This is a genomic window from Terrabacter sp. GCM10028922 (assembly GCF_042666095.1).
GTDB lineage: Bacteria > Actinomycetota > Actinomycetes > Actinomycetales > Dermatophilaceae > Terrabacter.
Window position 1 is genome coordinate 358330 of the sequence record NZ_JBHTFG010000006.1, and the last position, 14841, is coordinate 373170.

Here is a 14841-nt window from a genome sequence, read left to right on the forward strand (position 1 = left end):
CCTGGGACGGGCGACCCGTGTTCGTCCGAACGACCTACCCTTGATGCATGTCGCAAGCGATCGATCCCGCCGTCGTCGAGCACGTCAACGCCCTTGCCGAGAAGGCCCGCGTCGCCTCGCGTCGCCTCGCCCTGATGCCGCGTGCCGAGAAGGACGCCGCCCTGCTGCACCTCGCCGACGCGGTCGACGCCGCCGCCGCGACCGTCATCGCGGCCAACGCCGAGGACCTCGAGCGCGGCCGGGCCGGTGGCATGAGTGAGAGCCTGCAGGACCGCCTCCGGCTCGACGAGTCCCGCGTCGCGGCGGTCGCGCAGGCGCTGCGCGACGTCGCCGCGCTGCCCGACCCGGTCGGCGAGATCGTGCGCGGCTCGACTCTCGCCAACGGCCTGCAGATCCGGCAGGTCCGCGTGCCGATGGGTGTCGTCGGGATGATCTACGAGGCGCGTCCCAACGTCACCGTCGACGCCGCCGGCCTGGCCCTCAAGTCCGGCAACGCGGTCATCCTCCGTGGCGGCTCCGCTGCCGCGAGCAGCAACCATGCCCTCGTCGAGGCGATGCGTGGTTCTCTTGCGGCGCAAGGGCTTCCGGTCGCCGCCATCACCCTGCTCGAGGAGGGCGGGCGTGACGCCGCCCGTGCCCTCATGACGGCACGGGGCTACGTCGACCTCGTGATCCCCCGCGGCGGTGCCGACCTCATCCAGACCGTCGTGCGCGAGTCGACGGTGCCCGTCATCGAGACCGGCGTCGGGGTGTGTCACGTCTACGTCGACCGCGCGGCTGACCTCGACAAGGCGCTGGCCATCACGCTCAACGCCAAGACCCACCGTCCGAGTGTCTGCAACGCGGCCGAGTCGCTCCTCGTCCACCGCGACGTCGCGGCCGACTTCCTGCCCAAGACCCTCACCGATCTCGCCGGCGCGGGTGTGCGGCTGCACGTGGCGCCCGAGGTCACGCAGTACGCCGACGCCGCCGGCGCGGCATACGACCTCGCCACGGAGTCCGACTTCGGCACCGAGTGGCACGGACTCGAGATGAGCGTCGCCGTGGTCGGCGACCTCGACGAGGCGATGGAGCGCATCCGGCGCTTCGGCACCGGGCACACGGAGGCCATCGTCACCGAGGACCGCGGCGCGGCCCGGCGCTTCACCGCGGAGGTCGACGCTGCCGCGGTCATGGTCAACGCGAGCACCCGGTTCACCGACGGCGGCGAGTTCGGCTTCGGCGCCGAGATCGGCATCTCGACGCAGAAGCTGCACGCGCGCGGGCCGATGGCGCTGCCTGAGCTGACGACCACGAAGTGGGTCGTCGAAGGAGACGGCCACGTGCGCTGACGGGCGCCACAGCGTCTGCCCGGGCCGGATGGCATGATGTCCGACCATGGAAGGCACCGAGGTCCGCAAGCTCGCTGAGCTCGAGGACGACCACTGGTGGTACCGCGAGCGGCGCCACCTGCTGGCCAAGGCGATCTCGGGGCTGGTACCCGGACGCGCCATCGACATCGGCGCGGCCGGCGGTGGCAACACCCGGGTCCTGCGCCAGCACGGCTGGGACGCGGTGGCGCTCGAGTACGGCGCCGACGGCGCCGAGGTCGCGCACGGGCGTGGTCTCGCGACCCTGCGCGGTGACGCGACGCGGCTCCCACTCGCCGACGACTCGCTCGACCTCGTCGTCGCCTTCGACCTGCTCGAGCACCTGCACGACGACGACGCCGCTGTCGCGGAGGTGCGCCGGGTCCTCAAGCCGACCGGCACCTACCTCGTCGCCGTCCCGGCCGACCCGCGGCTCTGGTCGAGCCACGACGAGGCCGTCGACCACGTGCGCCGCTACACGCGAGAGGCACTGCTCGACCTGCTCGACCGCGGTGGGTTCGACGTCCGCGACGTCCGCTCGTGGAACGTCCTGCTGCGGCCCGTGGTCGCGATGCGGCGCAAGACGAGCTCCGGGTCGGACCTCGATGACCTGCACCCCGTCGTCAACTTCGGGCTGCGCACGATCATCACGGCCGAGCGTTACCTCCCGGTGGGGGGCCTGCCGGGCGTCAGCCTCCTCGTGCGGGCTCAGCCGCGCAGCTGAGTGCGCTGCCGCGCGGACTCGTCGACCTGCTCGGGTCGCGGAGCGGGCGCGGGGGAGTGCTCGGCCACCGGTGCGGGCTCGGCCGCCGGCTCTGCCTCGGCGACCGGCTCTGCCTCGGCGACCGGGCGGATCGTCGACTCGTTCGGCTGCGCGGGCAGGGGTGTGTCGGTCGGGCCGTGCGAGCCCGTGTCGGCGGTGAGCGAGTCGTAGGCGATGAAGTAGGTCGGGCGGCCCTGCATGTGGGCGTACATCCGGCCGATGTACTCGCCGAGGATGCCGACGCAGACGAGCTGCACGGCGCCGACGCCGGCGACGATCGCGACGGTCGAGGTCCAGCCGGCCACGGTGTGCCCCTGTGAGCGCGAGATGAGCGTGTAGAGGACCAGGAGCACCGCCAGGACAGCGCCACCGAACCCGGCGAACGTCGCGAGCCGCAGCGGCGCGGTCGAGAAGCCGGTCAGCGAGTCGAGCGAGAGCTTGATCATCTTCAGGAGCGGGTACTTCGAGGTCCCGGCCGCGCGCTCATCGCGCCGGTACGCGACCGTGTCGGACGGGAAGTTGAGCGCCGGCACGATGAACCGCAGCACGCGGTTGTGCTCGGGGAGGCTGTTGATGGCGTCGACCGTCGCGCGCGACATCAGGCGGTAGTCACCCGCGTCGGCGTGCGCGGAGGTCTGCGACATGAGGCCGATGAGCCGGTAGAACGCCTGGGCCGAGGCCCGCTTGAACCACGTGTCGGTCGAGCGGTCGTTGCGGACGCCGTAGACGACGTCGACGCCGTCGTCCTTGGCGGCCGTCAACATCTCGGGGATGATCTCGGGCGGGTCCTGCAGGTCGGCGTCGAGCGTGACGACGTAGTCGCCGAGGGCGCTGACCAGGCCGGCCGAGATGGCCGCCTGGTGCCCGGCGTTGGCGCGCAGGCGCACGACACGCAGCTGCGGCCACTCGCGGTGGTAGCGCTGCAGGAGCGCGGCGGTGAGGTCCGTGCTGCCGTCGTCGACCCCCACGACCTCGTAGGTGGTGCCCAGGCCGTCGAGGAGGGGACGCAGGCGCTCGACGAGGAGGGGGAGCACCTCCTCCTCGTTGTACATCGGGATGACCACGGACAGCTCGGGAACCATGGGTTCTAGCCTACGGCCGCCCATGGGTCACCACTGTCACGTGCCTGTGGTCCGGCTGTGCCAGGCGGTAGCGTGCGGCGGGTGAGCCCAGGGACCGACGACCTTCCACGGGCCGGGCGGGGCATGCCGTCCGGTGGCCTCGCGCACGGCACCCCGGTGGCGGCGCGATTCACGAAGTGGGGTGGGGGCCGGCACTGGGAGTGGGTGGGCCGTTACCTCGGCGTCGACGAGCACGGGCACTGGTGGTACTCGCCGGCGGGCACCCGCTGCTCGCGACCGGGCATGGAGTTCGTCGAGGAGGACGGCTGGGTCTCTCTCGTGCCCCACGTCGGGGCGTATGCCGTGGGCTTCTACCCGCAGGGCAGGCAGGTGAGCGTCTACGTCGACATGACGACCGAGCCGGTGTGGCAGCGTCGCGACGACTCCGACGGCGGGCCGGAGTGGGAGGTCACGATGGTCGACCTCGACCTCGACGTCGTCCTGACGTGTGAGGGGGACCTCTTCGTCGACGACGAGGACGAGTTCGCGGAGCACCGGGTGCAGCTCGGTTACCCGCCCGAGGTCGTCGCGCTGGCGGAGCGGTGGCGCGACCTCGTCCTGGCCGCCGTCGCGGCGGCGGAGGAGCCGTTCGGGTCCGTCGGGCACGAGTGGCTGCGCCGCGCCGACGCCGCAGAGCCGGTGCTCGGGGACACGGCCGGCGCCTGACCCGGCGGGACGGCGTACGCACGCCGTGTCGTCTCTGGACCCCTCCGCACCATCCCCCGGACCACGCTCGCGGCACGCGCTGCGTCGGCCGGAGGGTGCGGGCGCTAGGCTGGCCGTATGTCTGATCGTGTCCTCGCACTCGTCACCGAGGGGGAGGAAGCCGCTCGCCAGCTTCCGATGCCGGTGATCGCCTACTTCTTCATCACCTTCGCGCTCTTCCTCGTCGCCCTGGGTGTCACGTGGAGCTTCCGCAACACCGCCTACAAGGTGCAGGCGCCCCGCCACGGTGAGGGCACGCACGGCCCGGCGAGCGGATCCGACGGAGCCCACCACTGACCATGCGCCTCGGCGTCATGGGTGGGACGTTCGACCCGATCCACCACGGTCACCTCGTGGCCGCGAGCGAGGTCCAGTCGCTCTTCGACCTCGACGAGGTCGTCTTCGTCCCCACCGGCCAGCCGTGGCAGAAGGCCGACCGGCACGTATCGCCCGCCGAGGACCGCTACCTCATGACCGTCATCGCGACGGCGTCCAACCCGCGCTTCACCGTCAGCCGGGTCGACATCGACCGACCCGGGCCGACGTTCACGATCGACACGTTGCGCGACATCCGGGCCGACCGGCCCGACGACGAGCTCTTCTTCATCACCGGTGCCGATGCGCTGGCCGAGATCCTCTCGTGGAAGGACGCCGAGCACCTCTGGCAGCTCGCGCACTTCATCGGGGTCACCCGTCCCGGGCACGAGCTGTCCGACACGGGCCTGCCCGAGGACCGGGTCACGCTCCAGGAGGTGCCGGCCATGGCGATCAGCTCCACGGACTGTCGCGCGCGGGTCGCCGACGGCGAGCCGGTCTGGTACCTCGTGCCCGACGGGGTCGTCCAGTACATCAACAAGTACCACCTGTATGCCGCCGACCCGGCGACCACAGGCAGCGCGCCGTCCCAGCCGGGGCCCCAGCACGCCCTGACCGACGCACTGCCACAAGGAGATTCGTGACCGCAGCAGACCGTTCGCTCCAGCTCGCCAAGGCCGCAGGCCTCGCCGCCGAGGAGAAGCTCGCCGAGAAGGTCCTGGCCATCGACGTCAGCGAGCAGATGCCGCTGACCGACGTCTTCGTCATCGCGTCCGCACCGTCGGAGCGACAGGTCGGCGCCATCGTCGACGAGGTCGAGGACCGGTTGCGTGAGCTCGGCAGCAAGCCCGTGCGCCGCGAGGGCGAGCGCGAGGGCCGGTGGGTCCTCATCGACTTCGGCGACATCATCGTGCACGTCCAGCACGAGGAGGAGCGCGAGTACTACGCGCTCGAGCGCCTCTGGAAGGACTGCCCCGAGATCGACCTCTCGACCGTCGACGCCGCGGCCCGGACCGGTGATGCGGCCGTCGCGAAGGCCGACGAGGTCGACGGGGCGTGACGGCCGGCTCCGCGAAGGGCGGCGGCGCCCGGCGGATCGTCCTCGTGCGGCACGCCGAGACCGTCGACAACGCCGCCCGGGTCTGGCAGGGCCACAAGGACACGGCGCTGTCGGACCGGGGCCGCGAGCAGGTGGCTGCCGCGGCGCCGCACCTCGCGGCATACGCTCCGGCTCTCATCGTGTCGAGCGACCTGCAGCGGGCGGCGTCGACGGCCGATGCCATCGCGGTTCTCACGGGCGTCGAGGTGCGCCTCGACGCCCGTCTGCGCGAGGTGCACGTGGGGGAGTGGCAGGGCATGCACGCCGACGACGTGCGCGAGCGCTACCCCGAGCTCGTGGCCGCGCTCGACCGCGGCGAGGACGCTCCGCGTGGTGTCACGGGCGAGACGCGGGCGCAGGTGGCTGAACGCGCCGGGGCCTGCCTTCGGGAGGTCGCGCGAGAGCTGCTGCCCGGTGAGACGGCCGTCGTCGTCGCACACGGTGTGTCGAGCCGGGTCGCCGCGAGCGAGCTCGTGGGGCTCGACCAGGAGGTGTCCGACGACGTCTTCAGGGGACTCGACAACTGCCACTGGATCGAGCTCGTCGAGGCCCGCAAGAGCTTCTCGGAGGCGACCCGCTGGCGCATCAGCGGCTGGAACCTGGGGCCCTGGAACGTCTGACATGGAAGGCCGCCGCCGATTTTGGCGAAGGGCTGCGGACCCGCTATGGTTACGCAGTCGCTTCACGAGGTGACACCCGCACGGGGCTGTGGCGCAGCTGGTAGCGCACCTGCATGGCATGCAGGGGGTCAGGGGTTCGAGTCCCCTCAGCTCCACAAGCGAAGAAGGATCAGACACGCTTTTCCGTCTGGTCCTTCTTCGCTTTCTGGGTGTGTATGGGGGGACTCGGGAGGAGGCGGAGGGCAGCGGAGCCGACGGCTCCCCTCAGCTCCCGGCGCCTCAGCTCCGGCTCCCGTCAGCTCCGGCCACCGGGAGCCCGGACAACGAGGCCGTCACCCCGGCGCCGAGGACCGTGCGGTAGACGCGTTCGTAGCCGCGGCTCATCGCCTCGAGGCTGAAGCGCTCACCGACCCAGGCCCGGCATTCCGCAGGGTCCAGCTCGTGCGTCCGCAGGATCGCCGCGGCCAGCTCGTCGGGCCTGTCCACGACGAATCCGGTCCGGCCGTGAGCGACCACCTCCGGGACGGCGCCGCGCGCGAGCGCGACGACCGGGGTGCCGCACGCCATGGCCTCGGTCATGACGAGACCGAACGGCTTGTCCCAGCACACCGGGAAGACGAGGCACCGGGCCCCGGCGAGGAGCCGGCGCTTCCGTGCAGCGTCCGCGACCCCGACGTCGATGACGTCGTCGCCGAGCCGGGGCCGGATCTCGCGCTCGTAGTACTCGTGCTCGACCTTCTCGTTGCACTTGGCGGCGAGCAGGATGCGCACGCCGGCGGCCTTCGCGGCGGCGATGGCGAGATGAGGCGCCTTGGTCGGGTGGTGCCGACCGAGGAACAGCACGTAGTCGTCCTTGCGGGACCGGAAGGGGAAGCTGTCCACGTCGATGCCGTTGGGCACGGCGCCCACCCAGTTCAGCTCGGGTGCCTGCCGCGTCTGGGCGCGCGAGATGGCCACGAGCTGCACGGTGCGCCCCAGCGGACGGTAGACGTCGGCCAGCTCGTCGAGCGGGCCGTGGACGGTCACGACCGTGGGCACCCGGCGCGACGCGGCGAGCAGCGGCCCGGCGAGGGTGTGGTCATGGACGAGGTCGACACTGTCGAGCCGCAGCCCGGCCAGCACCCGTGCCGCGTTGATGACTTCGCCGATGCTTCCACCGAGGAGGTGTGCGGGCGGGTCGGCCCAGGTCTGGACGAACTCCTGGGCTCGTGTGCCGTTGCGTCCTGCCGCGACCAGGGTGACGTGGTGGCCGTGCGAGACGAGCGTGTCGACGAGGCCGGCCACGACGGCCTCGACACCGCCGTAGGCATGCGGCGGGACCGAGAAGTACGGCGGCGCGACGACCGCGATGCGAAGTGGACGCGGCGCGACGACGATCCGCCGTACGGCATTCGAGGTCGATGTCGACATACTGCCCCCCACGGCACGTCCGACGGCCCCACACCGTCGCCCAGGACGACCACCCTGCACGTACCCCGGGGCCTGCACCCCAAGCGGGTGAGATCAGTCCCGATCCCCCATCGGCGCTGGCGTGGGCGGGCGCGTCGACGACCGCGTGGCCGGCCGCGTCGACCTCGATCCTGATCGACTCGGTCCCGACATGCATCTGGTCGATCGAGAACGGCAGGAACCTTGCGGGAAGAGCCGGTTCGCAGTCGATCCCCGTCGCGGGCAGGTCCGGCTCGAGCCCGAGCAATGAGCGCAGGAGCGAGAAGGGGGTCGCAGCGGCCCAGGCCTGTGGCGCGCACGACGTCGGGTACGGCACCGGCTCGGGGAACTCGTCCCTGCCGAACCCGCAGAAGAGCTCGGGAAGGCGGTCGTCGAAGCTCGCGGCGGCGTCGACGAGTCCGAGTGCCACCCGCTGGGCCTCGTCGACGAAGCCGTACCGGCGCAGGCCGGCGACCACGATCGCGTTGTCGTGCGGCCACACCGACCCGTTGTGGTAGCTCATGGGGTTGTAGGCCCCCATGCTCGATCCGAGCGTGCGCACGCCGAAGCCGGTGAACATCTCCTCGCTCAGCAGGGCAGCCGCGACGGAGCCGGCGTGCTCGCGGTCGGCGATCCCGGTCCACAGGCAGTGGCCCATGTTGGAGGCGAGGCTGTCGACGGGTCGCTTGTCGCAGTCGAGCGCGAGGGCGTAGTACCCCTGCCGCGGGAGCCAGAACGCCTCGTGGAACCGGCGCGCCAGCTGCGCCGCGCGCTCCTCGCAGTGACGCGCCCGGTCCTCCTGGCCCATCGCGCGCGCCAGCCTCGCGCGCGCGAGCCACGCGGCATACACGTAGCCCTGCACCTCGGCGAGCGCGATCGGCGGCTCGGCAGGCAGGCCGGACGCGAAGGTGATCCCGTCGAAGGAGTCCTTCCAGCCCTGGTTGAGCAGCCCGCGGTCGGTGGCGCGACGGTACTCGACGAACCCGTCCCCGTCACGATCGCCGTACGCGTCGACCCAGTCGAGCGCGCGGTCCGCGTGGGGGAGCAGGGGTTCGAGATCAGCGATCGGTGCACCCCACCGGTGCAGCTCCCCGAGGAGCATGACGAACAACGGGGTCGCGTCGATGGTTCCGTAGTAGACGTCGTCGGTCCCGGGCGCCTGCCCGCTGTCGAGGCCTGACCTGATCTCGTGGAGGATCCGGCCGGGCTCCTCCTCACGCGTGGGGTGCAGCGTCGTGCCCTGGTGCTCCGCCAACGTCTCGAGCGTGCCGCGTGCCACGCGGCAGTCGACCGGCAGGAGCATCCAGCTCGTCAGCAGGGAGTCTCGGCCGAAGATCGTCATGAACCAGGGCGCGCCGGCCGCCATCACGATCCTGCTCGGGTGCTCCGGGTCGTCGATCCGCAGGCCGGCGAGGTCGTCGGTGCTGTTGCGCACGAGTCGGACGAGGTGGATGTCCGGCGAGCGGACCGACGGGCTGCGTTGCCGCCAGCGAGCGTGACGGATGGCCGGCGGGCTGTCGTGGTGTGGCTCGCCCGGCTGGTACGGCGTGGTGAGCGGGACGCCGTCGAAGGATGGCACGACATGGACCGTGACGGTGGTGGTCTCGCGGGTGCCGACGACGAGATCCCACGTATGCAGGCCCGGCCCGACGTCGGGACTGCCCGATCCGGTCACGTTCACCGAGCGCGACTCCGCCCCACGCTGCTGGCTCTGTGACCAGGTGCTCTCGGTGACCGACGTGGTGATCGCCGCCGGGTGCTGGGGATGGCCGTCCTTGACCTCGAAGAGCCCCGCGAAGTCCGTCCCGGCAGAGAGGGTCAGCCTCAGTGCCGTCGTCTCGCGCCCGAGGTTGGCGACAGAGATCTCCTCCACCATGCCGTTGCCCACGTACCGGCGACGCACGACGAGGAGGGTGCTGTCGGCCACACCGTTCCGCGGCCGCGTCCGGGTGACGTACGCCGCCGAGTGCGGATCGATGCGCTGGACGTCCAGGCACTCCAGGGGCTCCCCGTCCACGCACAGCTGGAAGCTCGCGAGGAAGCGGGTGTCCTTGACGATGAGCCCCTGGGCCCGGGCGGGATCCATGTCACCGCAGGCATCGGAGATGCAGAAGCTGCGGCCCTCGACGAGCGTGACCTGCGAGGTCGCTCCCGCTGACGGCGGCCCGTTGAACACCCAACCCTCGGTCATAGCCTCTCAGCCCACGCCTGCGGGGGCGGAGGTGTCAACCGGCAGACGGGAGGAGATTTTCCGTGCACCGCCGATCGTGCTACTCGCGGGGCCGGGAGGTGACCACGAAGACGGAGTCGGTCCGCCAGTCGGCCACTGCCGCGGCGGCCGCGCTCGGGCCCAGCCGTCGCGTGCGGGTGCCGCCGAGGGCGCGTTCGAGGTTCGAGCGCAGGGCGTTGGGCAGGTCGGCGCTGCGGACGGGCAGGCCGCTCGTACCCGGCACCGCGCTGACGTCGAGCTCCTCCTGCTCGAGCGACCGCGGGTCGAACTCCAGGGTGCTGGTGACGACCATGAGCTGGTCGCGCAGCGACACCGTCCCCGCCTGCCACAGCGCGTCGGAGACCTGGCCGACCAGGTCGACGCTCGTCGACTCGCCGGGGCCGAGAGCGACCGAGCCGGCGGGAAACGCGTCGGTGAAGATGCCGTACGTCTCCGTCAGGTCGAGCAGCGCCGCCCAGAGCGGGGTGGAGGTGGTGTTCGCGAGGCGCACGGTGAAGCGCGGCGGGTCGGGGCCGGCATACGAGATGGTGAGCGTGCCTCCGGCGCCGACCGGGCCGGTGCCCGCGTCGACCTCGACGTGCACCGCGTCGCTGGGCAGGCGGGTGCCAGGGTTGGTCAGGGCGCCGAGCCGCAGCCAGCGGGCGACGCGTTCGAGCGCGTGGATGGTGCGCTCCTCGCGGCCCTCCCCGGCGACGACGGGCACGAGCGGGCGCGTGACGCCCGGCCTGGTGATGACGAAACCGTCGGCAGTGGCCTCGACGAGCAGGTCCGCGTCGGTGGCTGCGTCGGTGTCGGCCAGATCGACGAGGGTCTCGTCCGCAGCGTCGGCGGCCGCACGCAGTGCTGCCGTGCCGGCCGCATCGCCGACGACCCCGACGAGCAGCGGCTTGAGCGGGATCGAGGTGACGACCGCGCGGTAGACGAACGCGTCGTCGAGCTCGGGGGTCAGGCTCACCAGGCTGCGGTCGGTCAGCACCCTGGTCACCGCGGCCGTGGCGAGGGGCGAGCCGGACGTCTCACCCGAGAGCGGGTAGACCGCGAGCTCGGTCGTGTCGTCGCCGATGGGCGCCGGGACCCCGTGGACGGCGCCGGAGTCGATGGACCAGCCGTCGGGGAGGTGGCTCAGGGTCAGTGGTCGGGGGGTCGCCGGGATGGCGCCACCGAGGAACGGGCGGTCGAGCTCGGTCGCGTCCGCGGTCTCGACCTGTGGGTGCTGGTCACGGACGCGGTTCACGACGTCGGCCGTGACGATGCGCAGGACGTCGCGGTACGACGGCCGCCCGTCCATGCCCGTGAGCGCCGCCTCGAGCGCGGCCGACATCGCCCCGCGTTGGCGCCCCATGACGGTGACCTCCTTGGCCTTCTCGGACGACCGGCAGGCGGCGAGCAGGACGTGCCGGCCCACCGGGGTCCAGCGGGCCGTGCTGCGCTGGGCGGTGCCGGCGGGTGCCGGGCTGCCCGGTGCGTTCACGCCGACGAAGCTGCTCGCCGGCCGGGGGCGCGGGTCGGCGGGCGCGAGCCGGACGACCTCGTCGGCGTCGCGCGTGCCGTCACCGGCATGGCAGCAGTCGAGGACGACGAGCGTGTGGCAGCCGGACGACGAGACGCCGTCGAGCAGGCCCGCCAGCTCCTTGTCGGCGAGGTCCCAGCTGCCGGGCGAGCGGCTGTCGACGCAGACGAGGGTCTCGTTGCGGTGGTCAGGCTCGATCCCCCAGAGCTCTTGTGGCGTCGACTGCTGCGAGCCGTGGCCGCTGTAGTAGAAGAGCGCCACGTCAGCGGTCCCGGCACGCCCCAGGTGCTCGGTGAGGCGGGCGGTGACGGCGGACCGGGTGGCCTCGGCATCGGTGAGCACGACGAGGTCGAGGGCGTCCGTGGCCACCCGCTCGCGGAGCACGTCGGCGAAGCTTGTGACGTCGTTGACGCAGCCGGACAGCCGCGGGATGGGGGCGGGGTAGGCGTCGATCCCGACGAGCAGGGCGTAGAGGCGGCCGGCCATGGTCAGCCCGAGTCGCCGAGCGCGACCGTCTGCCACCGGGCGGGCAGGTTCTGGTTGGTGCCCGAACGCTGCGCATTGCTGCTCAGCATCGTGCGGAGGGCCCAGTCCGGTCCTGCCCCCTTCGCGTCGCTGATGTTGACGTTCATCCCGAGGACGTCGCCGCGTTGGGGCGCGACGCTGCGGCCCACCTCGGACCACGGGATCCGCGCCTCGAGCTCGTAGCCACCGTCGCTCACGCGCGCCACGACGTCGACCGCGGACCGCCGGCTCCCTGTTGCGAAGACGAGCTTGTTCCTGGAGTTGAGGCCCACGGTGTTCACGTCCGCGCCCGCGCGCCGGTCCGTGTCGGCGATGAGCGCGAGGATGACGTGGAAGTCCTGGCCCTTGCGCAGCGGTGCCGTGCGTGCGAGGCCGCGTGGGTCCGGGCCGACCTCGAACGAGACCGCGTCCCCGTTCCACCACTGCGGCGGCTTGCCCTCGGCGGGGGTCAACACCGGGTCCACGACCACGGCGTGCAGGTAGAGCCCGTCGCCGTCCCACAGGCCCTGCCAGGTCGCCGTGAGGCCCGCCCGGCGGTTCGCCGCGCCGAAGACCGCCGCATCCACGTCGTGCTCGGGAACCGACCGCCAGTCGTCGAAGGAGCCGTCGATCGTTGGGGCGATCGGCGCGCACCCGATCGTGAAGTCGGTCGTGCCCGGGACCGCCGCGCTTGATCCGCAGGCCGCAGCGACGAGCGGGTCGGCCTTCTGCAGCAGCGAGGGCAGGAAGCGCCAGGCGGACCAGCCGCCCACGAGAAGGGCGAGGAGCACCGCGGCGCGGAGCCACCTCGCAGTCCTGCTCGCGGGTCTGCGCCCGGCCGGCCGGTCCCTCACGCGGGTGGGCTGTGGCGTCGGCCGGACGATGGGCGGTGCTGTGTCTCTGTCGATGGCCGACCCGAGGGGGGCGTCCGTGCCGACATCCGGTTCTCCGGCAGTGACCGGGCCGGTGCCCGCTGTCGGGCCGGTGGACCCGGTCGGCCCCGTCGGCCCGTTCGCCCCGTTCGGCCCCGTCGCCTCGGGGCGTCGAGTCACCGGGATCGGCTCCGTCGCGGCCGACGGGCGCACGCGATCGAGCAGCTCGGTGACGTCCTGGTAGTCCGGGCGCTCGGCCGCGACCTGCTCCAGGAGCGGCAGCGCGGTCGCGGTGGCCCCGGCCTGGAGGGCGCCCTGCGCGGCGTCGTAGAGCGACTCGAGTCGACTCTCGGGCCGGGCGGCGGTCGTCGTGGCGCTCGCGGTGAAGCTGAACGGCTGGTCAGAACCGGACCGCAGCAGCACGGCCGTCCCCCACTCGGACGCCTCGTCGGAGACGGCCATCGCCTTGCGCACCTCGCAGATCGCGGCGTCGATGCCGAGCCCGCGCGTGAGGAAGTAGTAGAACTCGTGGCTGAAGACGAGCGCGGCCCGGTCGGAGATCTCGGTCTGCATCGCGACGACGGCCGGCAGCCCCTGTCGCACGAGGGCCTGGCCGACGCCGGAGAAGGCGTCGCGGCCCGACGTACGGGCCCCCTCACACGCGTTGAGGACGACGAGCTGCATCGTGCGGGCGTCGTGGAGAAGCGTGCCGAGGCGCGCGCCGGAGACCCGGTGGGCGGTGCCGTCATCGCGCTCGAGGACGAGGACGCCCTCCTGGGCCTGCTGGTCGAAGCCGCCGTGCCCGATGAAGTGGAAGACGTGGTAGTCGTCGAGCAGGGCCCGCTGCAGACAGGTCAGGGTCGCGTCCTCGAGCACGGTGACGGCGAGCCGTCCACTGGCGACGAGGTCCCCGGTCGTGGCCCGCAGGAGCTGCTCCTCGCGTTCGACGGCGAGCTCAGGCATGTCCGTCGGGCTCGAGATCATGACGAGGACCTTGAGTGGTGCCTCGACGCTGACGACCGGCGGCCGCTCGAGCGAGTCGAGCAGGCGCACGATGGGCGTCTCCTGCGAGAGAGTGAGGAACCGGCCGAGCCTGCTGTCGTAGAGGTACTCCCAAGGAACAGGGTCGAGGTCGGGCACGGCGTCGAGACGCAGCCGCAGGCGCAGGTCCCTGCCCTGTCCGGTCGCGGTGGCCAGGCTCGCTCGGAACGCCTTCCCGACCTCGCCCGAGAGCAGCGCGTCGCCGAGGCGGCGCCCGTACTCCTTGACGTCGACGACGCGCGCCTCGGCCGGCGCCAGCCTCCGCGAGGCGACGCGAGGCGGGCCGACGGCGATCATGAACTGCGCGAGGTCGACCGGTGCGAACGGCAGGGTGAACGGTGCCGACGCCTCGCCGGCGGGCGAGGCGAGGACGTGAGCGGCATACCCCTGGCCCTCACGGGTGACGGCGACATCGAAGTCGAGATAGTCACGGCTCATGGCGATCCTCTGTCCGCAGGAGCGTGCCTGCTACTGACAGTACGCCGGACAGGCCTGTCTGATACGGCTTTTCGCCCGGGACGCAACGTGTCGGTAGAATCGTCCCGAGCGCGCGTGCCGCACTCGCGGACGAGGGAGCCGTACCCGCCCAGCGACAAGACGGCCAGAACGGAACTCCGTGCACTGGCTCGTTCTCATCCTCTCCGGCGCGCTCGAGGCCGTCTGGGCCACGGCGCTCGCCGCGTCCGACGGCTTCCGCCGCCCCGGGGCCACCACGCTCTTCGCGGTCTCGCTCGTGCTCAGCACGGTGGGTCTGGCGTGGGCGATGACGGCACTGCCCACCGGCACGGCATACGCCGTGTGGGTCGGGATCGGTGCCGTCGGGACCGTGCTGCTCGCCGTCGCTCGGCGAGAGGAACGTCTCGGCGCCGCACGCGCCGCACTGCTCGTCGTCCTCGTGGGTTGCGTCGCCGGGCTCAAGGCGGTGGCGTGATGCCGTGGGTCCTCCTGCTCGCGAGCGCCGTGCTCGAGGCCGTGTGGGCTTCGGCCCTGGCCGCGTCCGACGGCTTGAGCCGTCCCGGGCCCGCCGCTGTCTTCCTCGTCGCGGGCACGCTCAGCATGGTCGGGCTCGCGCACGCCGTGCGCACCATCCCCATCGGCACGGCGTATGCCGTGTGGACCGGTCTGGGCGCGGCCCTGACCGTGACGTGGGCCATGACCACGGGAGACGAGCCGTTCTCGGTCGTGAAGGCGGCGCTGCTCGCCGGCATCGTGGCGGCCGTCGTCGGCCTCAAGCTCGTCGGTCATCCATCGGCCGACGGGACGCCCTGACCTGCAACCGGGCTC

The 14841-nt window shown here is 72.2% G+C and carries 13 protein-coding genes, 1 tRNA gene, 1 pseudogene and 1 riboswitch; of the genes and pseudogenes, 10 read left to right on the forward strand and 5 right to left on the reverse strand.

What is annotated here, in order from left to right:
* Positions 1-47: 47 nt before the first annotated feature.
* The gene (locus ACFQU3_RS06555) at positions 48-1331 is read left to right on the forward strand and encodes a glutamate-5-semialdehyde dehydrogenase (RefSeq protein ID WP_385907928.1); all 1284 of its coding nucleotides are present in this window, start codon (positions 48-50) and stop codon (positions 1329-1331) included.
* Positions 1332-1377: 46 nt separating this feature from the next.
* On the forward strand, positions 1378-2073 hold the full coding sequence (locus ACFQU3_RS06560; protein ID WP_385907930.1) for a class I SAM-dependent methyltransferase: 696 nt from the start codon (positions 1378-1380) through the stop codon (positions 2071-2073).
* Here the strand turns inward: ACFQU3_RS06560 and ACFQU3_RS06565 are convergent.
* On the reverse strand, positions 2058-3194 hold the full coding sequence (locus tag ACFQU3_RS06565) for a glycosyltransferase family 2 protein (RefSeq protein WP_385907932.1): 1137 nt from the start codon (positions 3192-3194) through the stop codon (positions 2058-2060). The genes ACFQU3_RS06560 and ACFQU3_RS06565 overlap by 16 nt on opposite strands.
* Positions 3195-3275: 81 nt before the next feature.
* Here ACFQU3_RS06565 and ACFQU3_RS06570 point away from each other — a divergent pair, with 81 nt between their 5' ends.
* From ACFQU3_RS06570 to ACFQU3_RS06595, 6 genes are all read left to right on the forward strand, one after another.
* Positions 3276-3899, forward strand: coding sequence for a DUF402 domain-containing protein (locus ACFQU3_RS06570; protein WP_385907934.1), 624 nt, complete (start codon positions 3276-3278; stop codon positions 3897-3899).
* Positions 3900-4016: 117 nt separating this feature from the next.
* Positions 4017-4235, forward strand: coding sequence for a hypothetical protein (locus ACFQU3_RS06575; RefSeq protein ID WP_385907936.1), 219 nt, complete (start codon positions 4017-4019; stop codon positions 4233-4235).
* A gap of 2 nt (positions 4236-4237) precedes the next feature.
* Positions 4238-4897 carry a nicotinate-nucleotide adenylyltransferase gene (nadD, locus tag ACFQU3_RS06580; protein WP_385907938.1) on the forward strand — a complete coding sequence of 220 codons (660 nt, stop codon included), beginning with the start codon at positions 4238-4240 and terminating at the stop codon, positions 4895-4897.
* Positions 4894-5313, forward strand: a complete 420-nt coding sequence (gene rsfS, locus ACFQU3_RS06585) for a ribosome silencing factor (RefSeq protein ID WP_385907940.1) — start codon at positions 4894-4896, stop codon at positions 5311-5313. Before nadD ends, rsfS begins: the two co-directional genes overlap by 4 nt.
* On the forward strand, positions 5310-5972 hold the full coding sequence (locus ACFQU3_RS06590) for a histidine phosphatase family protein (protein WP_385907942.1): 663 nt from the start codon (positions 5310-5312) through the stop codon (positions 5970-5972). The genes rsfS and ACFQU3_RS06590 overlap by 4 nt, the downstream gene beginning before the upstream one ends.
* Before the next feature lie 82 nt (positions 5973-6054).
* A tRNA-Ala gene (locus tag ACFQU3_RS06595) sits at positions 6055-6127 on the forward strand.
* A gap of 124 nt (positions 6128-6251) precedes the next feature.
* Here ACFQU3_RS06595 and ACFQU3_RS06600 read toward each other — a convergent pair.
* The 4 genes and pseudogenes from ACFQU3_RS06600 to ACFQU3_RS06615 form a co-directional block, all read right to left on the reverse strand.
* Positions 6252-7382, reverse strand: coding sequence for a glycosyltransferase family 4 protein (locus ACFQU3_RS06600; protein ID WP_385907944.1), 1131 nt, complete (start codon positions 7380-7382; stop codon positions 6252-6254).
* A gap of 322 nt (positions 7383-7704) precedes the next feature.
* Positions 7705-9591: pseudogene (locus ACFQU3_RS06605) on the reverse strand (glycogen debranching N-terminal domain-containing protein); the annotation flags it as partial.
* Between the two features lie 79 nt (positions 9592-9670).
* Positions 9671-11662 (reverse strand): caspase family protein, encoded by a 1992-nt coding sequence (locus ACFQU3_RS06610; protein ID WP_385907946.1) that lies wholly within the window; start codon positions 11660-11662, stop codon positions 9671-9673.
* Positions 11629-13995 (reverse strand): CHAT domain-containing protein, encoded by a 2367-nt coding sequence (locus ACFQU3_RS06615; protein ID WP_385907947.1) that lies wholly within the window; start codon positions 13993-13995, stop codon positions 11629-11631. Before ACFQU3_RS06615 ends, ACFQU3_RS06610 begins: the two co-directional genes overlap by 34 nt.
* Before the next feature lie 103 nt (positions 13996-14098).
* Positions 14099-14163, forward strand: a riboswitch (guanidine-III (ykkC-III) riboswitch).
* A gap of 10 nt (positions 14164-14173) precedes the next feature.
* On the opposite strand from ACFQU3_RS06615, the gene ACFQU3_RS06620 reads away from it, so the two are divergent.
* Both ACFQU3_RS06620 and ACFQU3_RS06625 read left to right on the forward strand, forming a co-directional pair.
* On the forward strand, positions 14174-14488 hold the full coding sequence (locus ACFQU3_RS06620) for a DMT family transporter (RefSeq protein WP_385907948.1): 315 nt from the start codon (positions 14174-14176) through the stop codon (positions 14486-14488).
* Positions 14488-14826, forward strand: coding sequence for a DMT family transporter (locus ACFQU3_RS06625; protein ID WP_385907950.1), 339 nt, complete (start codon positions 14488-14490; stop codon positions 14824-14826). The genes ACFQU3_RS06620 and ACFQU3_RS06625 overlap by 1 nt, the downstream gene beginning before the upstream one ends.
* Positions 14827-14841 lie beyond the last annotated feature (15 nt).

Excerpts from the sequence above, each read along its gene's own strand:
- ACFQU3_RS06555 (WP_385907928.1), top strand. The coding sequence starts at position 48 with ATGTCGCAAGCGATCGATCCCGCCGTCGTCGAGCACGTCAACGCCCTT.
- ACFQU3_RS06560 (WP_385907930.1), top strand. The coding sequence starts at position 1,378 with ATGGAAGGCACCGAGGTCCGCAAGCTCGCTGAGCTCGAGGACGACCAC.
- ACFQU3_RS06565 (WP_385907932.1), bottom strand. The coding sequence starts at position 3,194 with ATGGTTCCCGAGCTGTCCGTGGTCATCCCGATGTACAACGAGGAGGAG.
- ACFQU3_RS06575 (WP_385907936.1), top strand. The coding sequence starts at position 4,017 with ATGTCTGATCGTGTCCTCGCACTCGTCACCGAGGGGGAGGAAGCCGCT.
- nadD (WP_385907938.1), top strand. The coding sequence starts at position 4,238 with ATGCGCCTCGGCGTCATGGGTGGGACGTTCGACCCGATCCACCACGGT.
- ACFQU3_RS06600 (WP_385907944.1), bottom strand. The coding sequence starts at position 7,382 with ATGTCGACATCGACCTCGAATGCCGTACGGCGGATCGTCGTCGCGCCG.
- ACFQU3_RS06615 (WP_385907947.1), bottom strand. The coding sequence starts at position 13,995 with ATGAGCCGTGACTATCTCGACTTCGATGTCGCCGTCACCCGTGAGGGC.
- ACFQU3_RS06625 (WP_385907950.1), top strand. The coding sequence starts at position 14,488 with ATGCCGTGGGTCCTCCTGCTCGCGAGCGCCGTGCTCGAGGCCGTGTGG.